The organism is Paenibacillus sp. FSL R5-0519 (assembly GCF_037974275.1).
Classification (GTDB): Bacteria; Bacillota; Bacilli; order Paenibacillales; family Paenibacillaceae; genus Paenibacillus.
Window position 1 is genome coordinate 2,009,706 of record NZ_CP150234.1, and the last position, 15,482, is coordinate 2,025,187.

15 protein-coding genes are annotated in these 15,482 nt (G+C 46.1%); 12 read left to right on the top strand and 3 right to left on the bottom strand.

The window, feature by feature from the left end; genetic code table 11:
- Positions 1 to 14: 14 nt before the first annotated feature.
- The 5 genes from MKY73_RS09215 (at position 15) to MKY73_RS09235 (ending at position 5,086) form a co-directional block, all read left to right on the top strand.
- On the top strand, positions 15 to 2,006 hold the full coding sequence (locus tag MKY73_RS09215) for a sensor domain-containing diguanylate cyclase (RefSeq protein WP_339307014.1): 1,992 nt from the start codon (positions 15 to 17) through the stop codon (positions 2,004 to 2,006).
- 101 nt (positions 2,007 to 2,107) lie between these two features.
- Positions 2,108 to 2,998 carry a hypothetical protein gene (locus tag MKY73_RS09220; RefSeq protein ID WP_339307017.1) on the top strand — a complete coding sequence of 297 codons (891 nt, stop codon included), beginning with the start codon at positions 2,108 to 2,110 and terminating at the stop codon, positions 2,996 to 2,998.
- Positions 2,999 to 3,109: 111 nt separating this feature from the next.
- The gene (locus MKY73_RS09225) at positions 3,110 to 4,225 is read left to right on the top strand and encodes an aminopeptidase (RefSeq protein ID WP_339307019.1); all 1,116 of its coding nucleotides are present in this window, start codon (positions 3,110 to 3,112) and stop codon (positions 4,223 to 4,225) included.
- A gap of 96 nt (positions 4,226 to 4,321) precedes the next feature.
- On the top strand, positions 4,322 to 4,567 hold the full coding sequence (locus MKY73_RS09230) for an HPr family phosphocarrier protein (protein ID WP_036614658.1): 246 nt from the start codon (positions 4,322 to 4,324) through the stop codon (positions 4,565 to 4,567).
- Positions 4,568 to 4,792: 225 nt separating this feature from the next.
- The gene (locus MKY73_RS09235; protein ID WP_017687426.1) at positions 4,793 to 5,086 is read left to right on the top strand and encodes a YlaN family protein; all 294 of its coding nucleotides are present in this window, start codon (positions 4,793 to 4,795) and stop codon (positions 5,084 to 5,086) included.
- A gap of 397 nt (positions 5,087 to 5,483) precedes the next feature.
- Here MKY73_RS09235 and cax read toward each other — a convergent pair whose 3' ends face one another.
- On the bottom strand, positions 5,484 to 6,554 hold the full coding sequence (cax, locus tag MKY73_RS09240) for a calcium/proton exchanger (RefSeq protein WP_339235714.1): 1,071 nt from the start codon (positions 6,552 to 6,554) through the stop codon (positions 5,484 to 5,486).
- Positions 6,555 to 6,736: 182 nt separating this feature from the next.
- Between cax and MKY73_RS09245 the strand changes: the two genes are divergently transcribed.
- Positions 6,737 to 7,099 carry an Asp23/Gls24 family envelope stress response protein gene (locus tag MKY73_RS09245; protein WP_017687428.1) on the top strand — a complete coding sequence of 121 codons (363 nt, stop codon included), beginning with the start codon at positions 6,737 to 6,739 and terminating at the stop codon, positions 7,097 to 7,099.
- 130 nt (positions 7,100 to 7,229) lie between these two features.
- Here the strand turns inward: MKY73_RS09245 and ftsW are convergent, their stop codons facing one another.
- Together ftsW and MKY73_RS09255 are read right to left on the bottom strand one after the other, a co-directional pair.
- Positions 7,230 to 8,519: a putative lipid II flippase FtsW gene (gene ftsW / locus MKY73_RS09250; protein ID WP_339307021.1), complete on the bottom strand. Its 1,290-nt coding sequence runs from the start codon at positions 8,517 to 8,519 to the stop codon at positions 7,230 to 7,232.
- 13 nt (positions 8,520 to 8,532) lie between these two features.
- A complete protein-coding gene (locus MKY73_RS09255) occupies positions 8,533 to 8,880 on the bottom strand; it encodes a YugN family protein (protein ID WP_017687430.1) in 348 nt (115 codons plus the stop codon).
- 210 nt (positions 8,881 to 9,090) lie between these two features.
- Between MKY73_RS09255 and MKY73_RS09260 the strand changes: the two genes are divergently transcribed.
- The 6 genes from MKY73_RS09260 (at position 9,091) to MKY73_RS09285 (ending at position 15,390) form a co-directional block, all read left to right on the top strand.
- A complete protein-coding gene (locus MKY73_RS09260) occupies positions 9,091 to 10,260 on the top strand; it encodes a M20 family metallopeptidase (RefSeq protein WP_339307023.1) in 1,170 nt (389 codons plus the stop codon).
- A gap of 190 nt (positions 10,261 to 10,450) precedes the next feature.
- The gene (locus MKY73_RS09265) at positions 10,451 to 12,145 is read left to right on the top strand and encodes a DNA repair helicase XPB (RefSeq protein ID WP_339307025.1); all 1,695 of its coding nucleotides are present in this window, start codon (positions 10,451 to 10,453) and stop codon (positions 12,143 to 12,145) included.
- A 36-nt stretch (positions 12,146 to 12,181) separates the two neighbouring features.
- Positions 12,182 to 13,903, top strand: a complete 1,722-nt coding sequence (locus MKY73_RS09270) for a helicase-associated domain-containing protein (RefSeq protein ID WP_339307027.1) — start codon at positions 12,182 to 12,184, stop codon at positions 13,901 to 13,903.
- A 152-nt stretch (positions 13,904 to 14,055) separates the two neighbouring features.
- Positions 14,056 to 14,493, top strand: a complete 438-nt coding sequence (locus tag MKY73_RS09275) for a YlbF family regulator (protein WP_339235702.1) — start codon at positions 14,056 to 14,058, stop codon at positions 14,491 to 14,493.
- A gap of 30 nt (positions 14,494 to 14,523) precedes the next feature.
- Positions 14,524 to 14,787 (top strand): YlbG family protein, encoded by a 264-nt coding sequence (locus MKY73_RS09280; protein ID WP_095290540.1) that lies wholly within the window; start codon positions 14,524 to 14,526, stop codon positions 14,785 to 14,787.
- Between the two features lie 165 nt (positions 14,788 to 14,952).
- Entirely contained in the window at positions 14,953 to 15,390 is a 438-nt protein-coding gene (locus tag MKY73_RS09285) for a hypothetical protein (RefSeq protein ID WP_017687436.1), read from the top strand.
- The last annotated feature ends 92 nt before the right edge of the window (positions 15,391 to 15,482 follow it).

Genomic DNA, 15,482 nt, shown 5'->3' on the forward strand with positions numbered 1-15,482 from the left:
AAGGAGCGCCTGACATGTTAGAACATCTAAGAAGTTTACCTGCCAGCTTGAATTCACGAAGTTCGGGCGATTCCGCATCTGTTTCCGCTCCTCGTTCTCATGAAGAGCATGTGTTGTGGATGCAAAAAATGGATATCACACCTTTTGATTTTTCATATTTGGGCAGCTTGCTAGAGCAGGCATACAGTGACTGGAACTCCAAAGCAGATTCAGGCCTGGACAAGGGATCCGCCTATTACAGCGTATGGAACACGGAAGGCGATTGTGTAGGGTACGATCGTGATCATGAGGCTGATCCAGGGTTGGATGCACGCAGGCTTGTATTGGAATGTTTGGATAAGAGACAGGCCCTGTCTCTCAGAGGGACTAGCGACCGTGGAGAATATCTCCTGATAACACACCCCTTATTCTCCAGAACGAACAAGGATATGTTTGCCGTATTCACTGCTGTGATCTATGAATCCAATCGATATGAAACGTCTGAAGCTGTGGTTCGATCTGAGGCATTGCATTACCGCACCTGCTTTTACCGAAGATTTGAATACATATTTATGACGGACCTGTTACATGCTCATGAACAAACAGCGCGTGAGGAACACCGGAGGTCTATCCTCTTTCAGATTGTTCAGCGAATGCATGACAAAATGGATGTCGAGGCCATATTGGATGAGGTATTTGACAGTATGGACTACCTGTACCCGGCCACCTATATCAAACTCTATATGTCTCAGGATCAGAGCAACTATAATCCACGGATTAAACCGTTGCTTGTCCACGAGCGGGGAGAAGATATCTGTGTACGTTCATTTATGGCAGGCAAACTGATCGTTGCTCGTTCCGATGATGGAGAAGACCGCATTGTAGATGTAGGTATTCCGCTGAAAGGAAAACAAGGCATATACGGTGTGTTCCATATTGAAATGAATGAAGAGATCATGGAAGAATCGGACTTGCAATTGATTACGATGATGGTGGACACTGCAGGCACGGCCTTTGAGAACGCCAAGTTGCACGAACAATCCAATATGTTGATTCAGGAACTTCGTCTAATCAATGATCTTACACAGCGTTTAAACAAGAGCCTGCACCTTTCGGAGATTTATCAATTATCCGAGCAGGAGTTGAAGGAAATATTTCAGGCTGAAACATGTTGCATTCTTCAACTCAATGATAGTACAAACGACTTCGAAGTCATGTCATCCAATGTGAAGGATGTATTTCACCAATCTTTTTCTGTGGACTACGGTATTGCAGGCTTGGTGTATCGAACAGAGGAACCGCTTATTATAACCAATTATGCGCAATATGATAAAGTATCCTCCTTTTTCATGGAAGATACGGGATCTATGTCACTGATTGCTTCACCGATTAGAGTTAATGGTGAAGTGAAGGGAGCCATTTTGCTGGGACACAGTCGAGAGCATTATTTTTCATATGACAATTATCGGCTCTTACAGATGTTGTCCATCCATATCGGGCTAGCGCTGTCAAATGCCACGTTACACGCCGAGGTTCGGCGCTTGGCTAATCTGGATATGTTGACAGGTCTGTACGTGAGGCATTATCTGGATAGTGTCATTCACGAGCGACAGGCTCATGAATTCTGTGGCTCCCTCATTGTGGTGGATATTGATCAGTTCAAACAGGTGAATGATACCTTTGGACACCAGACTGGTGATCAAGTACTGAAACAAGTGAGTGAGATCGTCACAAGTTCGGTTCGTACGGAGGATATATGCGCCAGATGGGGGGGAGAAGAACTCGCAATCTATATGCCGCAGGTGAGTGTACGTCAGGCGCTGGATTATGCGGAAGTGATTCGAAAGAGAGTTGCAGAAGAGACCAGACCGCTCGTTACGGTATCCAGTGGCATCGCAGAGTGGAATTGGATGGATGAGAAGGTTAGTGTAGAGTCTTTGTTTTACCGGGCTGATATGGCCCTGTACAGCGCGAAGAATGGTGGTCGGAACAGAATTGTTGTAGAGGAACAGGATATAACGCGTTAAGAGAGAACAATTCCATTTGCGGAGTCGTTCTCTTTTTTTTATGTATTCGTGATCAAGTTGTGTATAGAAGGAAGTATAAGCATATACGGGCGGGGCAATCTATGGAGAAAGTTCATGGAAGGGTGAAGATAGACATGCTTAACCGCCATTCGGTACGTACGTTATGGTTATTAGTGGGCATCTTGATGATTGGTGTCCCGGGTTGTGGATTCATCCAGCGAGATCGAACGCCCGAAGAGGTTTTTTCCTTGGCTTTATCGGGGATAGCGGGAAAAGAAACATTAAGTTTTGAAGGAGAAGCAGGACTTCGACGGGAGAACAGTGGATTGTTCGAGAATCAGTTCAAATTCGAAGGAAAGCTGGAGAATCATGATCGTCTGACTCTTCAGACCCGATTACCTGGTGAAGTAACTGCTGTGGGCACAGGCATTCATACGACTGCCGTAAAAAATAATGGACAGCCCAGTGGGTTTAGCGCCTCTTTCGAGCGGAAACAAGGGCAGTGGATGGCATTATCAGCGCAGCATGAGCCGCTTCGTGGTTCTCTTTCCCGCTTCAATCCAATTGCCCAGATGGAGAAGATAGACAAGATGAACAAAACTATTCAATCCGAATATGGGGCCGGTCGTCGAACCAGAACATTACGTATTGAACTTGCACCGGAAGACGCCAAAACATGGGCTGTAGCCCAGCTAAACGACGAAATGAACGCCATTCGGGCAGAATATATGCATAAGGCTTCTACGGTGAAAGGCGCACGTAAAGAGAAGCTTGAGAAGGATCTGGACCAAGTTTGGAAACAGGGTGAAATAACGATGCAACAGATGATGAAACAAGCGAACGTACAGACGGTATATCATCTCACCGTAGATCGGAAGAGCAGTCTGCCTCTTCGCTTATCCTCTGAAAGTCAGGTGAGTTACACGGACAACAACCGTAAAAATAACAAAGAAGCCCTTGTCACCGATGTAAACTTCAAGTCATATCAATAAACGAAGTGAGGGACTGCCTGCTGACGGGATGACTGTTCGCGTGCTACAATAGTATCGTAATTTACCGTTGTTCAATTCAAGCATGGCAGAAGACAGGAGGATTTTACCAAGATGAAAGACCCAAGAATTCAAAAGCTTGCAGCAAGCCTGGTGGGCTATTCTGTAGATGTGCAGCCTGGTGAAAATGTATTGGTTGAGATGATTGGATCAGAACGTGATCTGATTAACGCCATTATTGAAGAGGTAGGCAAAAAAGGTGGTAACGTCTTTGTACAGTTGACCGATAAGACTGTACAGCGTGCGATGCTGAAAAATGCCACAGAAGAAATGATGAAAACGTGGGCAGAGATTGATCTGAACCGGATGAAACAGATGGATTGTTATATCGGTATTCGTGCGGGAGAAAATGTGAATGATCTGTCCGATGTGCCGGAAGAAAACATGAAAATGTACAATTCATTGTACTCCCACCCGGTACATAGTGAACAACGTGTCAAACATACGAAATGGGTTGTACTTCGTTACCCTAACGCAAGTATGGCGCAACTCGCCAATACGAGTACAGAAGCGTTTGAAGATTTCTACTTCGACGTATGTAACCTGGATTACGCCAAAATGGACAAAGCGCAGGACTCGCTCGCTAACCTGATGAAGCGTACAGATAAAGTTCGCATCACCGGGCCGGAAACAGATCTGAGCTTCTCCATTAAAGATATCGGTGCAGAGAAATGTTCCGGGCAAAAAAATATTCCGGATGGTGAAGTGTACAGCGCCCCTGTACGTGATTCCGTGAACGGAACGATCAGTTATAACACACCAACGTTGTATAACGGAGTGACATTTGAAAATATCAAGTTCACATTCGAGAATGGGAAAATCATTGAAGCGACAAGCAACGATACGGAGCGTTTGAATGAAATCCTGAATTCGGATGAGGGTGCTCGTCATATCGGTGAGTTCGCAATTGGATTTAACCCGCATATTCTGCATCCGATGAAAGATATTCTGTTCGATGAAAAAATTGCAGGCAGCTTGCACTTTACACCAGGTCAGGCTTACGAAGAAACAGACAATGGCAACCGCTCGTCCATCCACTGGGATCTGGTGTTGATCCAGCGTCCGGATTATGGCGGCGGGGAGATTTATTTTGACGATGTGCTGATTCGTAAAGACGGTATTTTTGTGATTCCTGAGCTGGAATGCCTGAATCCGGACCGTTTGAAATAGGAACAGGATTTTGCTGTTGCTAGGAAAGCGGATTCACGGTATCATGTAGTGGTAATTAATAGATGATACCAATCGTAAAAAGACGGAGGGATTCCTATGTCGAGTAATAACGCGGCTGTAGTGGAAATTGCCCAAACAGCAGGCAAGTTTACTTCTTCAATCGTGCTTCATTCGGAGAACAAGTATATCGATGTAAAAAGTATTCTCGGATTGTTTACAACGCTGATCAGCACGCACAGCTATGAACTGCATGTTCATGGTCCAGATGCAGTTGAAGCAAAAGCAGCCATGTCAGAAGTATTTGCCAAGCATGGACTGAATGTAAGCATCGCATCTGAGTAATAGCTCTCAAGAAGCACCTTTGCCTTTTTTGGCAGGGGTGTTTTTTGGCATGGAATGATCTGAATACTCATCTGGACGGGACTGGAACAGGAGGATTAAGCTTCAACAGCAGGCTTAACTTTGCGTTCTTATTTTGGTCAGGTTCTTGTATTAGCTCTTCATTTCGTCTAATATTAGAGGTAGAACGTCTTTACGCGATTTTTGGGACATAGGGGGGAAAAATGCATGACTTCATCTGATCTGCAGGACCAGCTGAATTTGAAAGCGATCAGTCTTCTTCAAGAAGATGCAGATAAAATACAGAAGCTTATTGAAGTACAGATGGAGAATCTGGCTACCCGCTACTGCCCTCTCTATGAGGAAGTATTGGATACACAGATGTATGGGTTCTCCAAGGAAGTGGATTTTGCTGTTCGTGCAGGGCTCCTTCCAGAAGGTGCAGGTAAGCAGCTGGTTAGCGCGCTTGAGCGGAATTTGGCAATTCTATATGAAGCCTTGAACAAGAAGAATGAGCAATAGCCTGCAAATGCGCGGGTCAGAATAGAAGGCATGCAGGCGTCTATGCATGCTTTTTTTGTGCGTCTGAACGGGATGGGGATACAAGCCAGCCAGAAGGCGTATACAAGCAAAGAGACAGCTCCAAATGTACATTGGGCTGCCTCTTGTGTTGTATAAATTAAACTAAACATTTACACAAAACGGAGAGGACAGAAATAACCTGAAGAAGCGGAGCGTTCGCCTAAAAGCTTTCTGAAAGAAAGCTTCATCGGAAGCATACGCTATCCCCGGATTTAACCCTTTATAAAAGGAATCAAAAAAATCTGGGGATAACAGCGATCGGAAGGTTGTTCTTGTCATCGGAGTGTCCAGTGTAAATATTCTTTAGTTCAACTTATATAGCTTGGTGAGGGCCTGGTTACACCAGGAAGAAGGATACGCCGAGTATGATATATACCACGAGCAGGAGTAGGCCTTCGTACCAATTGGTTGAACCATCTTGGGTAATGGACTTGGCAATAAATACGGATACGCCGATGGCGACCAGTTCAATGGTTGTAAATACAATATCCATGGTTCTGCCTGTGAAGTAGCTGACAAAAATCAGTACAGGAGCTACGAAGAGCGCGATCTGCAAACTGCTGCCGACCGCAATCTCGACGGCGGCTCCAATTTTATTTTTCATGGCAAGCATGATGGCTGCACTGTGTTCGGCCGCATTACCAATGATGGCCACCAGGAATGCACCGACAAACAGTTCGCTAAGTCCAAATTCCGAAGTGAAGACTTCAAGCGTGCCGACCAGCCATTCACTGACAAAGGCAACCATGACCGTTGCGAGCACCAAGTAGAGAATAGACTTTTTCTTGGACCATGCCGGAGCATGTTCATGCGGCAGCTCTTCATCGCGATCCTCAGTGACGTCTGCAAGGTAGTTCTTATGCGTCACCATGGAGAATAATAACCAGGCAATATACGCGAGAATGAGCAATCCGGCTACGATGAGACTAAGTGTATTGGTGTCTTTCTGTGTAATGGAATGTGTATTGAGAAAGACTGCGGGAATAAACAGCGCAATGATGGCAACAATCATCAGGGATCCATTCAGACCTGCGAGTGAAACATTATAATTCTGAATTTTGAATTTGAGTCCCCCGGCAAAAATACTTAACCCAAGCACTAACAGCAGATTTCCGATGATGGATCCTGTCAGACTTGCTTTGACCATGTCGAACAGCCCCTCTTTAACGAGGAAAATGGCAATAATCAATTCGGCGGCATTGCCGAAGGTCGCATTCAAGAATCCACCCAGCCGCTGTCCGGCGTAGTGGGCAACATTTTCGGTGGCTTTGCCTAAAAAACCGGCCACAAAAATAACCGAAATGGCTGATATCACGAACTGTAGAATCGAATCCCATTTCAAGAAGTGGGCGATGGCACTGAGTGCAAAGAACACAATCAGCAAAATGGATGAAATCCGGTTTCTCACAACAAACACCTCGGTTATAAATTATTTTGTTTTGAATTGCATGTAAATCGCTTATGAGATTATTTTCATATTTCAATATAACCAAATGGTGGTAGGTTGTAAACGCATCTTTTTGAGTTTAATTTGCTTTTTGGGGTGGAAAGGATTTAAAATACGAGTAACGAAGTGAAGGAGGATGTGGCATGGCAGAACAACTTCAACTGGAGAGCGGAAACATCCGGATTGCCGATGACGTGGTTGCGAAAATTGCCGGAATGGCTGCAATGGAAACGCCCGGAATTGCCGCAATGTCTGGAGGTTTGTCAGAGGGCTGGGCGAAGCGACTCAGCGGTAAAAACGTACAGAAAGGCGTGAGCGTTGAGGTCGGCCAGCTGGAAGCAGCCATTGACCTGCGCATCATCGTCCTGTACGAAACACCGATTCATGAAGTTTCCCGTATGCTTCAGCAGAACGTAAGAGAAGCGGTAGAGACCATGACCGGATTACGCGTGGTTGAAGTCAATGTAAAGGTAGAAGGCGTATCTTTCAAAGGCGACGATCTGTAGACATCGCAATCCGCAATGGAGAACAGGTAACATCAACCTGTTTTTCATCTTGATAGACAGAATTGTCATACGAGTACACACAAAAAGGCTGCGCATCCATTAGGTGCACAGCCTTTTTTTATGTTGTTTTTTACCGAATCCGACGGATGGATTCCCGTGAACGAAGAGCAGGAGAGGTACGAGTCTGTGTCTGTACAGTCACGGACTTCGTTTTCTCTTCCTTGATTACGTCCAGATTGTTGGTGCGCGAGATACTGAGCAGAATGCCCATGGCAACCATCATCACAAAGAGCGAGGTACCCCCATAACTGATAAACGGAAGCGTGACCCCCGTCACCGGAATGGTCTGAGTTACACCACCGATGTTGATAAATGCCTGAATCGCGATCAGTCCCATGATGCCTATGCCGACCAATGTTCCGAATGGATCGGGACAGCGCAGAGAGACAATAATTCCTCGCCAGATGAAGTACAGGTAAACGAGCAGGAATAATGTACTTCCGATGAACCCGAGTTCTTCACCAATCACGGAGAAAATAAAGTCATTATACGCATTTGGCAAATAGTGAAGCTTCATCGTGCCTTGTCCAATCCCGGAACCTGTCATGCCGCCATCACCAATGGCAACAAGGGAACGGTAGAGGTTAAGGCTTCCGCCATTAATATCGGATAATGGATTCAGGAAAGCTTGGATACGTCCGATCTTGTAGTTCTGCTCCGCAGTGACTGCTGTTGTAGCGGTCGTCGTGTCGGAGGGAGACATGGAAGAAAATAGGGAATTCGCTCCGAACGCCAGGGCTCCACCGAGTGCAACCAAGAGAATCGAACCTAAGATATGTTTCATACTGGCTCCACCGGCATAAATCAATAGACCACAAGTGGACACCAGAATGAAGGTGGTACCAAAGTCTGGTTGCAGCATGATCAGTCCTGCGATGAATCCTACGATGAACAAGACGGGAAAATAACCTGTCTTGAAAACTCTGAATTTCTCACCTTTTTTGGTGATCAGAGCAGAGAGATATAGAATGATAGCAATTTTGGCGAATTCCGCAGGCTGAAGACTGAAGCCGAAAATGTGAATCCAGCTTCGTGCACCGTTCAATACTGCGCCTGAGATCAAAACAATCACCAGCATGACCGTAGTGAGCAGGAAAAAGGGTGCATAGAGCTTTTTGTACTTGTTGAAGCGGATATTCATGGCAAAGAACATGCCAAATAGACCGATAATCGCCCACATAAGTTGTTTTTTCGTGAAGTAAAGGGCATCATTGTTAAATCTGTCGCTTGCGATTGCAATGCTGGAACTGGAGCTGAATACCATCACCAGTCCAAAGCCCACCAACAATAAAGTGAGGATTAGCAGTTGAAAATCCGGCGTGCCTCTCTTCGTTTTCGTTTGGGCCGTTTGTTGTTTCATCGTTTGGCCCAGCCTATGCTTCCAGCAGTTCTTTAAGCTGCTGTAATTTTTGGGCTGCCAGCTTCACGACTGGTTGAGGAACGGAAGAGTCATAGTCCAGGCCGTGAGGGAAGGTGGCTTTGCCAAGGTACACTGCTTCAACAGCAAGAACGGTATCCGGTTTTTCCAATTTGCCTTCCACGGCGCGGGTATTAATGCGTACAAAGTATTCTGAGTTGGTTTGTTCATCTTCAATTTTGTAGTCGTATGTAGCGCGGTAATATTCCCATTGCCACCGGACAAATCCGACTTTCTCGGCGCTCTCATCCAGGTATGCCAAGTCGCTCTTCAAGCCATCCAAGCCTGTATTCTCAAAAATCATAAGCGTTTGATCCTCCTCATAAGCTTCCGAGTATAATTTCTCGAGTATTTCTCTAGTTCATGATAGTATGTTTCCCCTTCCCGTGCAAGCTTTCCAAGGGCGTTTCGTATCGGTTTTCTTCCAATTCTGCTACAATATACAGCAATAGGTTCGAAGAGGCAGGTTCGGGCTTGATATAAGTCCCGTTCAAGATTGAAAGGGTGGAGAGACATGACTAATAATATATGGTGGGAAGATCTGCAGATCCACATGGTGGAATGGCGGCGTCACCTTCATCGCAATCCAGAGGTTTCCTTTCATGAGGAGAAGACATCCTCTTTTGTAGCGGATATGTTGGAGAGCTTTGGCGTTGAAGTAAGGCGTCATGTTGGTGGTCACGGGGTCATTGGTACAATCCGTGGCGACAAGCCGGGTCCTGTCGTCATGCTGCGAGCTGATATGGACGCATTGCCGATTCAGGATGAAAAGAATATCGAGTATGCTTCACAACAAGCAGGAGCGATGCATGCATGCGGCCACGATGGTCATATCTCCATCTTGCTCGGTACGGCATTGTATTTCAGCCGTCACAAGCAGGAGATTCGAGGCGAGATTCGCTTTTTGTTCCAGCCAGCAGAAGAACTGCTTCCAGGCGGTGCAGTCCAGGTTATTGCGGATGGTGCGCTTGAAGGTGTAGATGTCATATACGGAATTCATCTGTGGACCCCGCTCCCTGTAGGTGTGGTTGCCAGTAAAGCAGGACCAATGATGGCGGCGGCGGACGATTTTTACATTGAGATCAAGGGCAAAGGTGGACACGGCGGGATGCCGCAATCCACAATAGATAGTCTTATCGCCGGTTCTGCGCTTGTGATGCAGCTTCAGACGGTTGTCAGCCGTTCGGTGGATCCCTTACAACCGGCGGTGCTGACCATTGGCACAATGCAGGCGGGATCTGCTCAGAATGTAATTGCAGAGCAATGTAAAATGAGCGGTACAGTTAGAACGTTTGATGAAGAGACCCGAAACGTGATGAAAGAGCGTGTGCTTACCATGGTAGATCAGACAGGGGCAGCCTATGGAGCAGAGACGCAAGTGAAATATATTATGGGATATCCGCCTGTGGTGAATGATGAACAGGAGACAGCACGTTTCTTCAGGGAAGCTACAGAGTTATTTGGGGCAGAACGAGTGCAAGCCTCCCCGATGCTGATGCCAGCGGAAGATTTTGCGTATTATCTGCAGAAGGTTCCAGGGTGCTTTATGTTTGTTGGAGCAGGCAACCCGGATAAAAATGCGATCTATCCACATCATCATCCGATGTTTGATTTTGACGAAGATGCGATGCAGACGGCTGTGAGATTATTTATCGCCATGGCTAAGGGTTACACAGCCGAATGACTTTAGATGCAGTTGGGCATCCTGTTCATACCGAGGTATGGGCAGGGTGTTTTTTTATGGATTTTTTTAGAGTTTGTTCAATGAGTCCACTTTTCGGTACTGAAATAAGACTTGTTGAACTCGCAATTATACAGGTTCATTTTCGGAAGCAGCCGGAACTGGACTTTTTTGTGATAGGAGGAAGGCGCGAATGGAAGGAACAGAACATATGGGTAGAACGGATGCTTGCATTGTTCAGCGAGATTTTACGGTTTTGCTGGAAGTCGGCCACCCCGGATTCGAAAGGGCAAGAGAGCAGCTTGGGATGTATTCAGAACTGGTCAAGACACCCGCAGCATTTCATACCTACCGAATCACTCCGCTGTCGCTCTGGAATGCAGCTGCGCTAGGGTGGAATTCAGATCAGGTCATCGCAAGTCTGGAGCTGGTATCGCGTTGGAACGTGCCTGCTGCACTGATACAGGATGTTCGGAGAATTATGGATCAGTATGGCAAATTAAAGCTGCATTCCGAAGCAGATCACACCAGAATGCGCCTGTACAGTGAGGATGAACGGTTGCTCGATGAATTAAGTGGATTGAAAACGATAGCTGCCTTTCGTATGGAACGTAAGGACGCTCATCAACTTATGCTCCCGGGAGAACAGCGAGGGTTATTAAAAAGGGAATTAACACGACTGGGTTACCCCGTACTTGATTACGTGGGGTATCGGAAGGGAACCGAGCTTTCATTTGAATGGCGAACCAATGATTCAGGGGCTCACTCTGAGCGATTTGCACTGCGTTCTTACCAGAAAGAGGCTGTGGATGCATTCGAAGGCAGTGAGGGCATGGGAGGAAGCGGTCTACTTGTACTTCCTTGTGGGGCAGGCAAAACGGTCATTGGTATGGCCGTGCTGGAGCGGCTTCAATGTGAATGCCTTATTTTGACGTCCAATACAACGTCTGTGCGACAGTGGATTCAGGAAATTCAAGACAAAACCACGATCACCAGCGAACAGATTGGTGAGTATTCAGGTCAGAAAAAACAGGTGAAACCTGTGACTGTAGCTACATATCAGATTCTTACACACCGGAAATCAAAAGATGCTGATTTTACCCATATCAAACTGCTCAGTGAGCGGCAATGGGGGCTGATCATATATGATGAAGTACATTTGCTTCCAGCGCCGGTGTTTCGTGCAACTGCGGATATTCAAGCTACGCGAAGGCTGGGATTAACAGCCACGTTGGTTCGAGAGGATGGCTGTGAACAGGATGTATTTTCGTTAATTGGTCCGAAGCTCTATGACATGCCGTGGAAACAACTGGAGCAGCAAGGGTGGATTGCTGATGTACAATGCCAGGAGATACGTATCCCATTCTCCCCGGAATTAAGATCGAATTATCTGCAAGCCGAGGTTAAGCATCAATTTCGATTGGCTGCAGAGAATCCGGCGAAGGTACGTGTGGTTAAGCGTTTGCTAGAACGTCATCGGGATTTACCTGCACTAGTAATTGGACAATATCTGGACCAACTAGAGTTGATTGCCCGGGAAATTGAAGCACCTTTAATCTCGGGAACCATGTCACAGCAGGAGCGAATCAAATGGTTTGGCGCTTTTCGACGTGGAGAGATTAAAACGATTGTTGTATCCAAGGTTGCCAATTTTGCTGTAGATCTGCCCGATGCTGCTGTTGCGCTTGAAATATCCGGGAGTTTCGGTTCAAGGCAGGAAGAGGCACAGCGGTTGGGACGAATTCTGAGACCGAAAGCGGGGGAAAATAAAGCATATTTCTATGCGCTTGTATCAGAGGATAGTAAGGAACAGGAGTTTGCATTAAACCGTCAGATGTTCTTGGTGGAGCAGGGATATGAATATGCTATCGTTCATGAGAACGAATAGTCCATTTATAATCGCGAAAAGAGGAGGGATTGGGAAATGTCATCATCTGGACCAACAAATGAACCTGTGGTACAGAACCTTGATTCATGGTCAAAGCTTACTTGGGTGGAACAAAAAGTGCTTGGTGCAATTTTTCACAAACACGCTGGTCGGCCTTTTTCCTCCCTCATGCCGCGAGAACAATGGGCCATCGAAGGACTAAGTGTCGCAGAAGCCAATTCTTCGTTCGCCAACCTTCGGCAGCAAAAATGGATCGAATCTGTGCATAAGAGTTGGGGGGAGCGACTATTCTATATTCCTGCTTCACTGATGGAGACATTGACTATTGCTTATGCGCAAAGAGTGGGCATAACCGTCAATCAGGATATAAATCTTGCTCATGTAATACAGGAGGGAAAGTCGGATGTTGCTGGAGAGTTACTTCATCTGATCGCTTGGATCGGAAGAGAAGGACTTCCTTTGACAGGTAAAGGCACTATACATAAGAAAAGTGTTCAAAAATTAAGTATGATCACGGTGTTATCTTCGACAGACTTTGATGGTTTGGGTATCCGATATGAACATTCGGAGTTGTATCCGACCCACGTTGCCATTCTTCTGGATCTACTTCTCAGTCTGAATCTAGTTCAGAAGTCAGATGGGCGAATCCAGATTCAAGATCATCAATTAAAAAAATGGTTGGAGCTATCGTGGACACAGATGCATCGGGAAATATATCAAGCGTGTATGGAAAGATACGGAGAAGTTGAACCCGCGTTACAGCATTTCCGTTATCAATTGGCAGTGCTTGTTCCAGAAAAAAACATATGGTGCCATATAGCGAATTCGGAGCTGAAACCACGAATTATGGGCTGGCTCTATGCCCTTGCTGGGTGGGGTTATGGTGAAGTTGGAGAGGATCAGTCGGGAGATCTGGCATTTCGTTGGCTGATCGACCCGCAGAGCCTTTTATATCGAGAACGAGAGATGGTAAGTGAGACGGAACCGAGTGGATTTTACATGCAGCCTGATTTCGAAATGTTGGTGCCACCGGAAGCAAGGCCTGATGTGATCTGGATGCTGGAGCAATGCGCAGAACGGGTAACGCGTGACCGGATGTCCATCTATCGCATGACAAGAGAACGATTCGTTTCGGCCTTAGCCAAAGGGCGTGGATTAGATGAAATGATGGAGTTTCTGGATCAATATGCCCTGACAGGCATACCGGAGAATGTACGTATTGCGTTGGAAGGGTGGGGAAGGGAGACGGTTGCTGCACCGTTGACTGTAGAACGGAAGATGGAGGCAACGGAGGCAAGTACAGGTTCCGAAGCGCCTTCGAAATTATTAGAAGAAGATGTGTTGACCGATGTATGTGCTTCTACTTTCTACACACTCGATAATCAAGGTCTGGTTAATGTCCCTGAACTTCTGCATGGGTTGGAGCGTGATCATTCTGTCATTGAGAAGAAGTTCTCTCTGCTCGGATTGGAGGAGATACCCGAGACATGGTACAAGGAGTGGCGTCGATATCATAGTTCAACCGCACGACAGATTGCTGCCAAAGCCGTTGAGTGGCAGACCAAGCTAGGGATACAGCAGGAAAATTGTACGCGATACCTCATTCCAGATCAGGTTGAGGGTCATGAACAATGGACTTTAAGTGGTTGGTACATGCTGGATTCAAATGAACATACATCAGAGACGGAATGGCGTACATTCTCTCCGTCGGAGTGGGATACAATGCGTCTTATCCTGCCCGATGATGTTACAACCTGACTGTTATTCGTGAATATCAGGTTGAAAGGCGAATTTTAAAGCTCTCGCTATTTCTAATTGCAGGAAAAACTCTTCTTAACTATTCATGGATATGCTATGATGGGGTAGTCTACGTTAAGTAGAACTTTATATATAGATAGGATGAATATTTCATGAGCGTAGCGGAAATGAACACGGTCGATATGGCCCAAGTGTTAACGGGCGCATATGAACTGGGCGACATGATTAACCAATCTGCCGAAGTATCGGATTATTTATATTGGAAGCAGCAAGTCGAGACTTCCCCTGAGATTCAGATGGGGATTCGGAAGCTGAATGCCAAGAAGGAATTGTTTGAAGAAACACAGCGTTTCGGTCATTTTCACCCGGATTATCATGCAGCGAAAGACCAGGTGAAGGCTCTGGAACAGGAGTTGGAAAATTTTGAGGCGGTGGTCCGCTTCAAACAGGCAGAGAAGTCTCTGGATGACATGTTATTCCAAATGTCAGAGACCATTGCATTCGCAGTGTCAACGACCATTAAGGTACCGAGCAATGATCCGAATCCGAAGGGCGGCTGCGGTAGTGGCGGCAAGTGTGGTTGCAGTTAAGTAATCATTATAGAAGGGCGGGGAACGATGATGTTTGCGGAAAGGACAGGATTCATTATTTGGGTCAGTGATTTGAAGGCTGCCCGTAATCTCGAAAAATATGGCACCGTGCATTATATCTCCCGCCGTATGCATTATGTGGTCATGTATGTTAATGCAGAACGGGCAGAAGATACGATGAAAAACGTGAAGCGACTTTCCTATGTGCGCAAGATCGAACGATCGTATCGTAATGAGATCAAAACTGAGTATGCCAGCAAAACCATGGACAAAACGAGCTTTTACGGAATATAGACGAGAAACTGGAGGGGCCCCTTGGGGTCGCTCTTTTCTTAAATTATGCACAAATGAACTTTAGTGAAAAAAAGTTACACTTACGCCTTGAGGTTGCGGGACTAATGTTGTAATATATTTGGTAATAAATAGATAGAAAGTCCTATCTGGTGGAGAGTGATTCCCATGCGTGATAAGGTGATGCAACGTTGGAGCACCTACGAGCCGTTTTTCGTGGCTCTTGGAGACAAGAAAGTGGCCGACATCGTCATTACCCATCATGCCAAGATGCGGTATGCAGACCGTATTGAGCCTGCACGTAGTGATGATGACCATATTGCGGCGTGGTTATGGGAGTGTCTGAAGCAGGACCGTATAACACCATACTACCGTAATGAACAGGACGTCTACCTGATTGATGAGGATCTGGTGGTGGTCGCCGAATTTTCCGAACTTGAAGGGGAATATGATATTGCGGGCAACCCCTTGCACAAAATGATCGTAGTTACGTTTCTGGGACGAATGTCGGAGACCATTGAATTAAGGGACCTGAAGTCATACTATTCATGGTTAAGACACTCAAGAAGAATGACGTTGGTCAAAAATAGCCGTAAGCATAAGTAAGTTGATTAGATTCAATATGAGATTCAATATGTTGAAATCATAGATTCAAGTCGTATCGCATGCAGACAAGCTGCATGCTTTTTTTGTTGCCA

Coding starts and splice junctions, on each gene's coding strand:
- MKY73_RS09260 (WP_339307023.1), top strand. CDS start 9,091: ATGACTAATAATATATGGTGGGAAGATCTGCAGATCCACATGGTGGAA.
- ftsW (WP_339307021.1), bottom strand. CDS start 8,519: ATGAAACAACAAACGGCCCAAACGAAAACGAAGAGAGGCACGCCGGAT.
- MKY73_RS09215 (WP_339307014.1), top strand. CDS start 15: ATGTTAGAACATCTAAGAAGTTTACCTGCCAGCTTGAATTCACGAAGT.
- MKY73_RS09245 (WP_017687428.1), top strand. CDS start 6,737: ATGGCAGAACAACTTCAACTGGAGAGCGGAAACATCCGGATTGCCGAT.
- MKY73_RS09270 (WP_339307027.1), top strand. CDS start 12,182: ATGTCATCATCTGGACCAACAAATGAACCTGTGGTACAGAACCTTGAT.
- MKY73_RS09265 (WP_339307025.1), top strand. CDS start 10,451: ATGGAAGGAACAGAACATATGGGTAGAACGGATGCTTGCATTGTTCAG.
- MKY73_RS09275 (WP_339235702.1), top strand. CDS start 14,056: ATGAGCGTAGCGGAAATGAACACGGTCGATATGGCCCAAGTGTTAACG.
- MKY73_RS09235 (WP_017687426.1), top strand. CDS start 4,793: ATGACTTCATCTGATCTGCAGGACCAGCTGAATTTGAAAGCGATCAGT.
- MKY73_RS09280 (WP_095290540.1), top strand. CDS start 14,524: ATGTTTGCGGAAAGGACAGGATTCATTATTTGGGTCAGTGATTTGAAG.
- MKY73_RS09225 (WP_339307019.1), top strand. CDS start 3,110: ATGAAAGACCCAAGAATTCAAAAGCTTGCAGCAAGCCTGGTGGGCTAT.
- MKY73_RS09255 (WP_017687430.1), bottom strand. CDS start 8,880: ATGATTTTTGAGAATACAGGCTTGGATGGCTTGAAGAGCGACTTGGCA.
- MKY73_RS09285 (WP_017687436.1), top strand. CDS start 14,953: ATGCGTGATAAGGTGATGCAACGTTGGAGCACCTACGAGCCGTTTTTC.
- MKY73_RS09230 (WP_036614658.1), top strand. CDS start 4,322: ATGTCGAGTAATAACGCGGCTGTAGTGGAAATTGCCCAAACAGCAGGC.
- MKY73_RS09220 (WP_339307017.1), top strand. CDS start 2,108: ATGGAGAAAGTTCATGGAAGGGTGAAGATAGACATGCTTAACCGCCAT.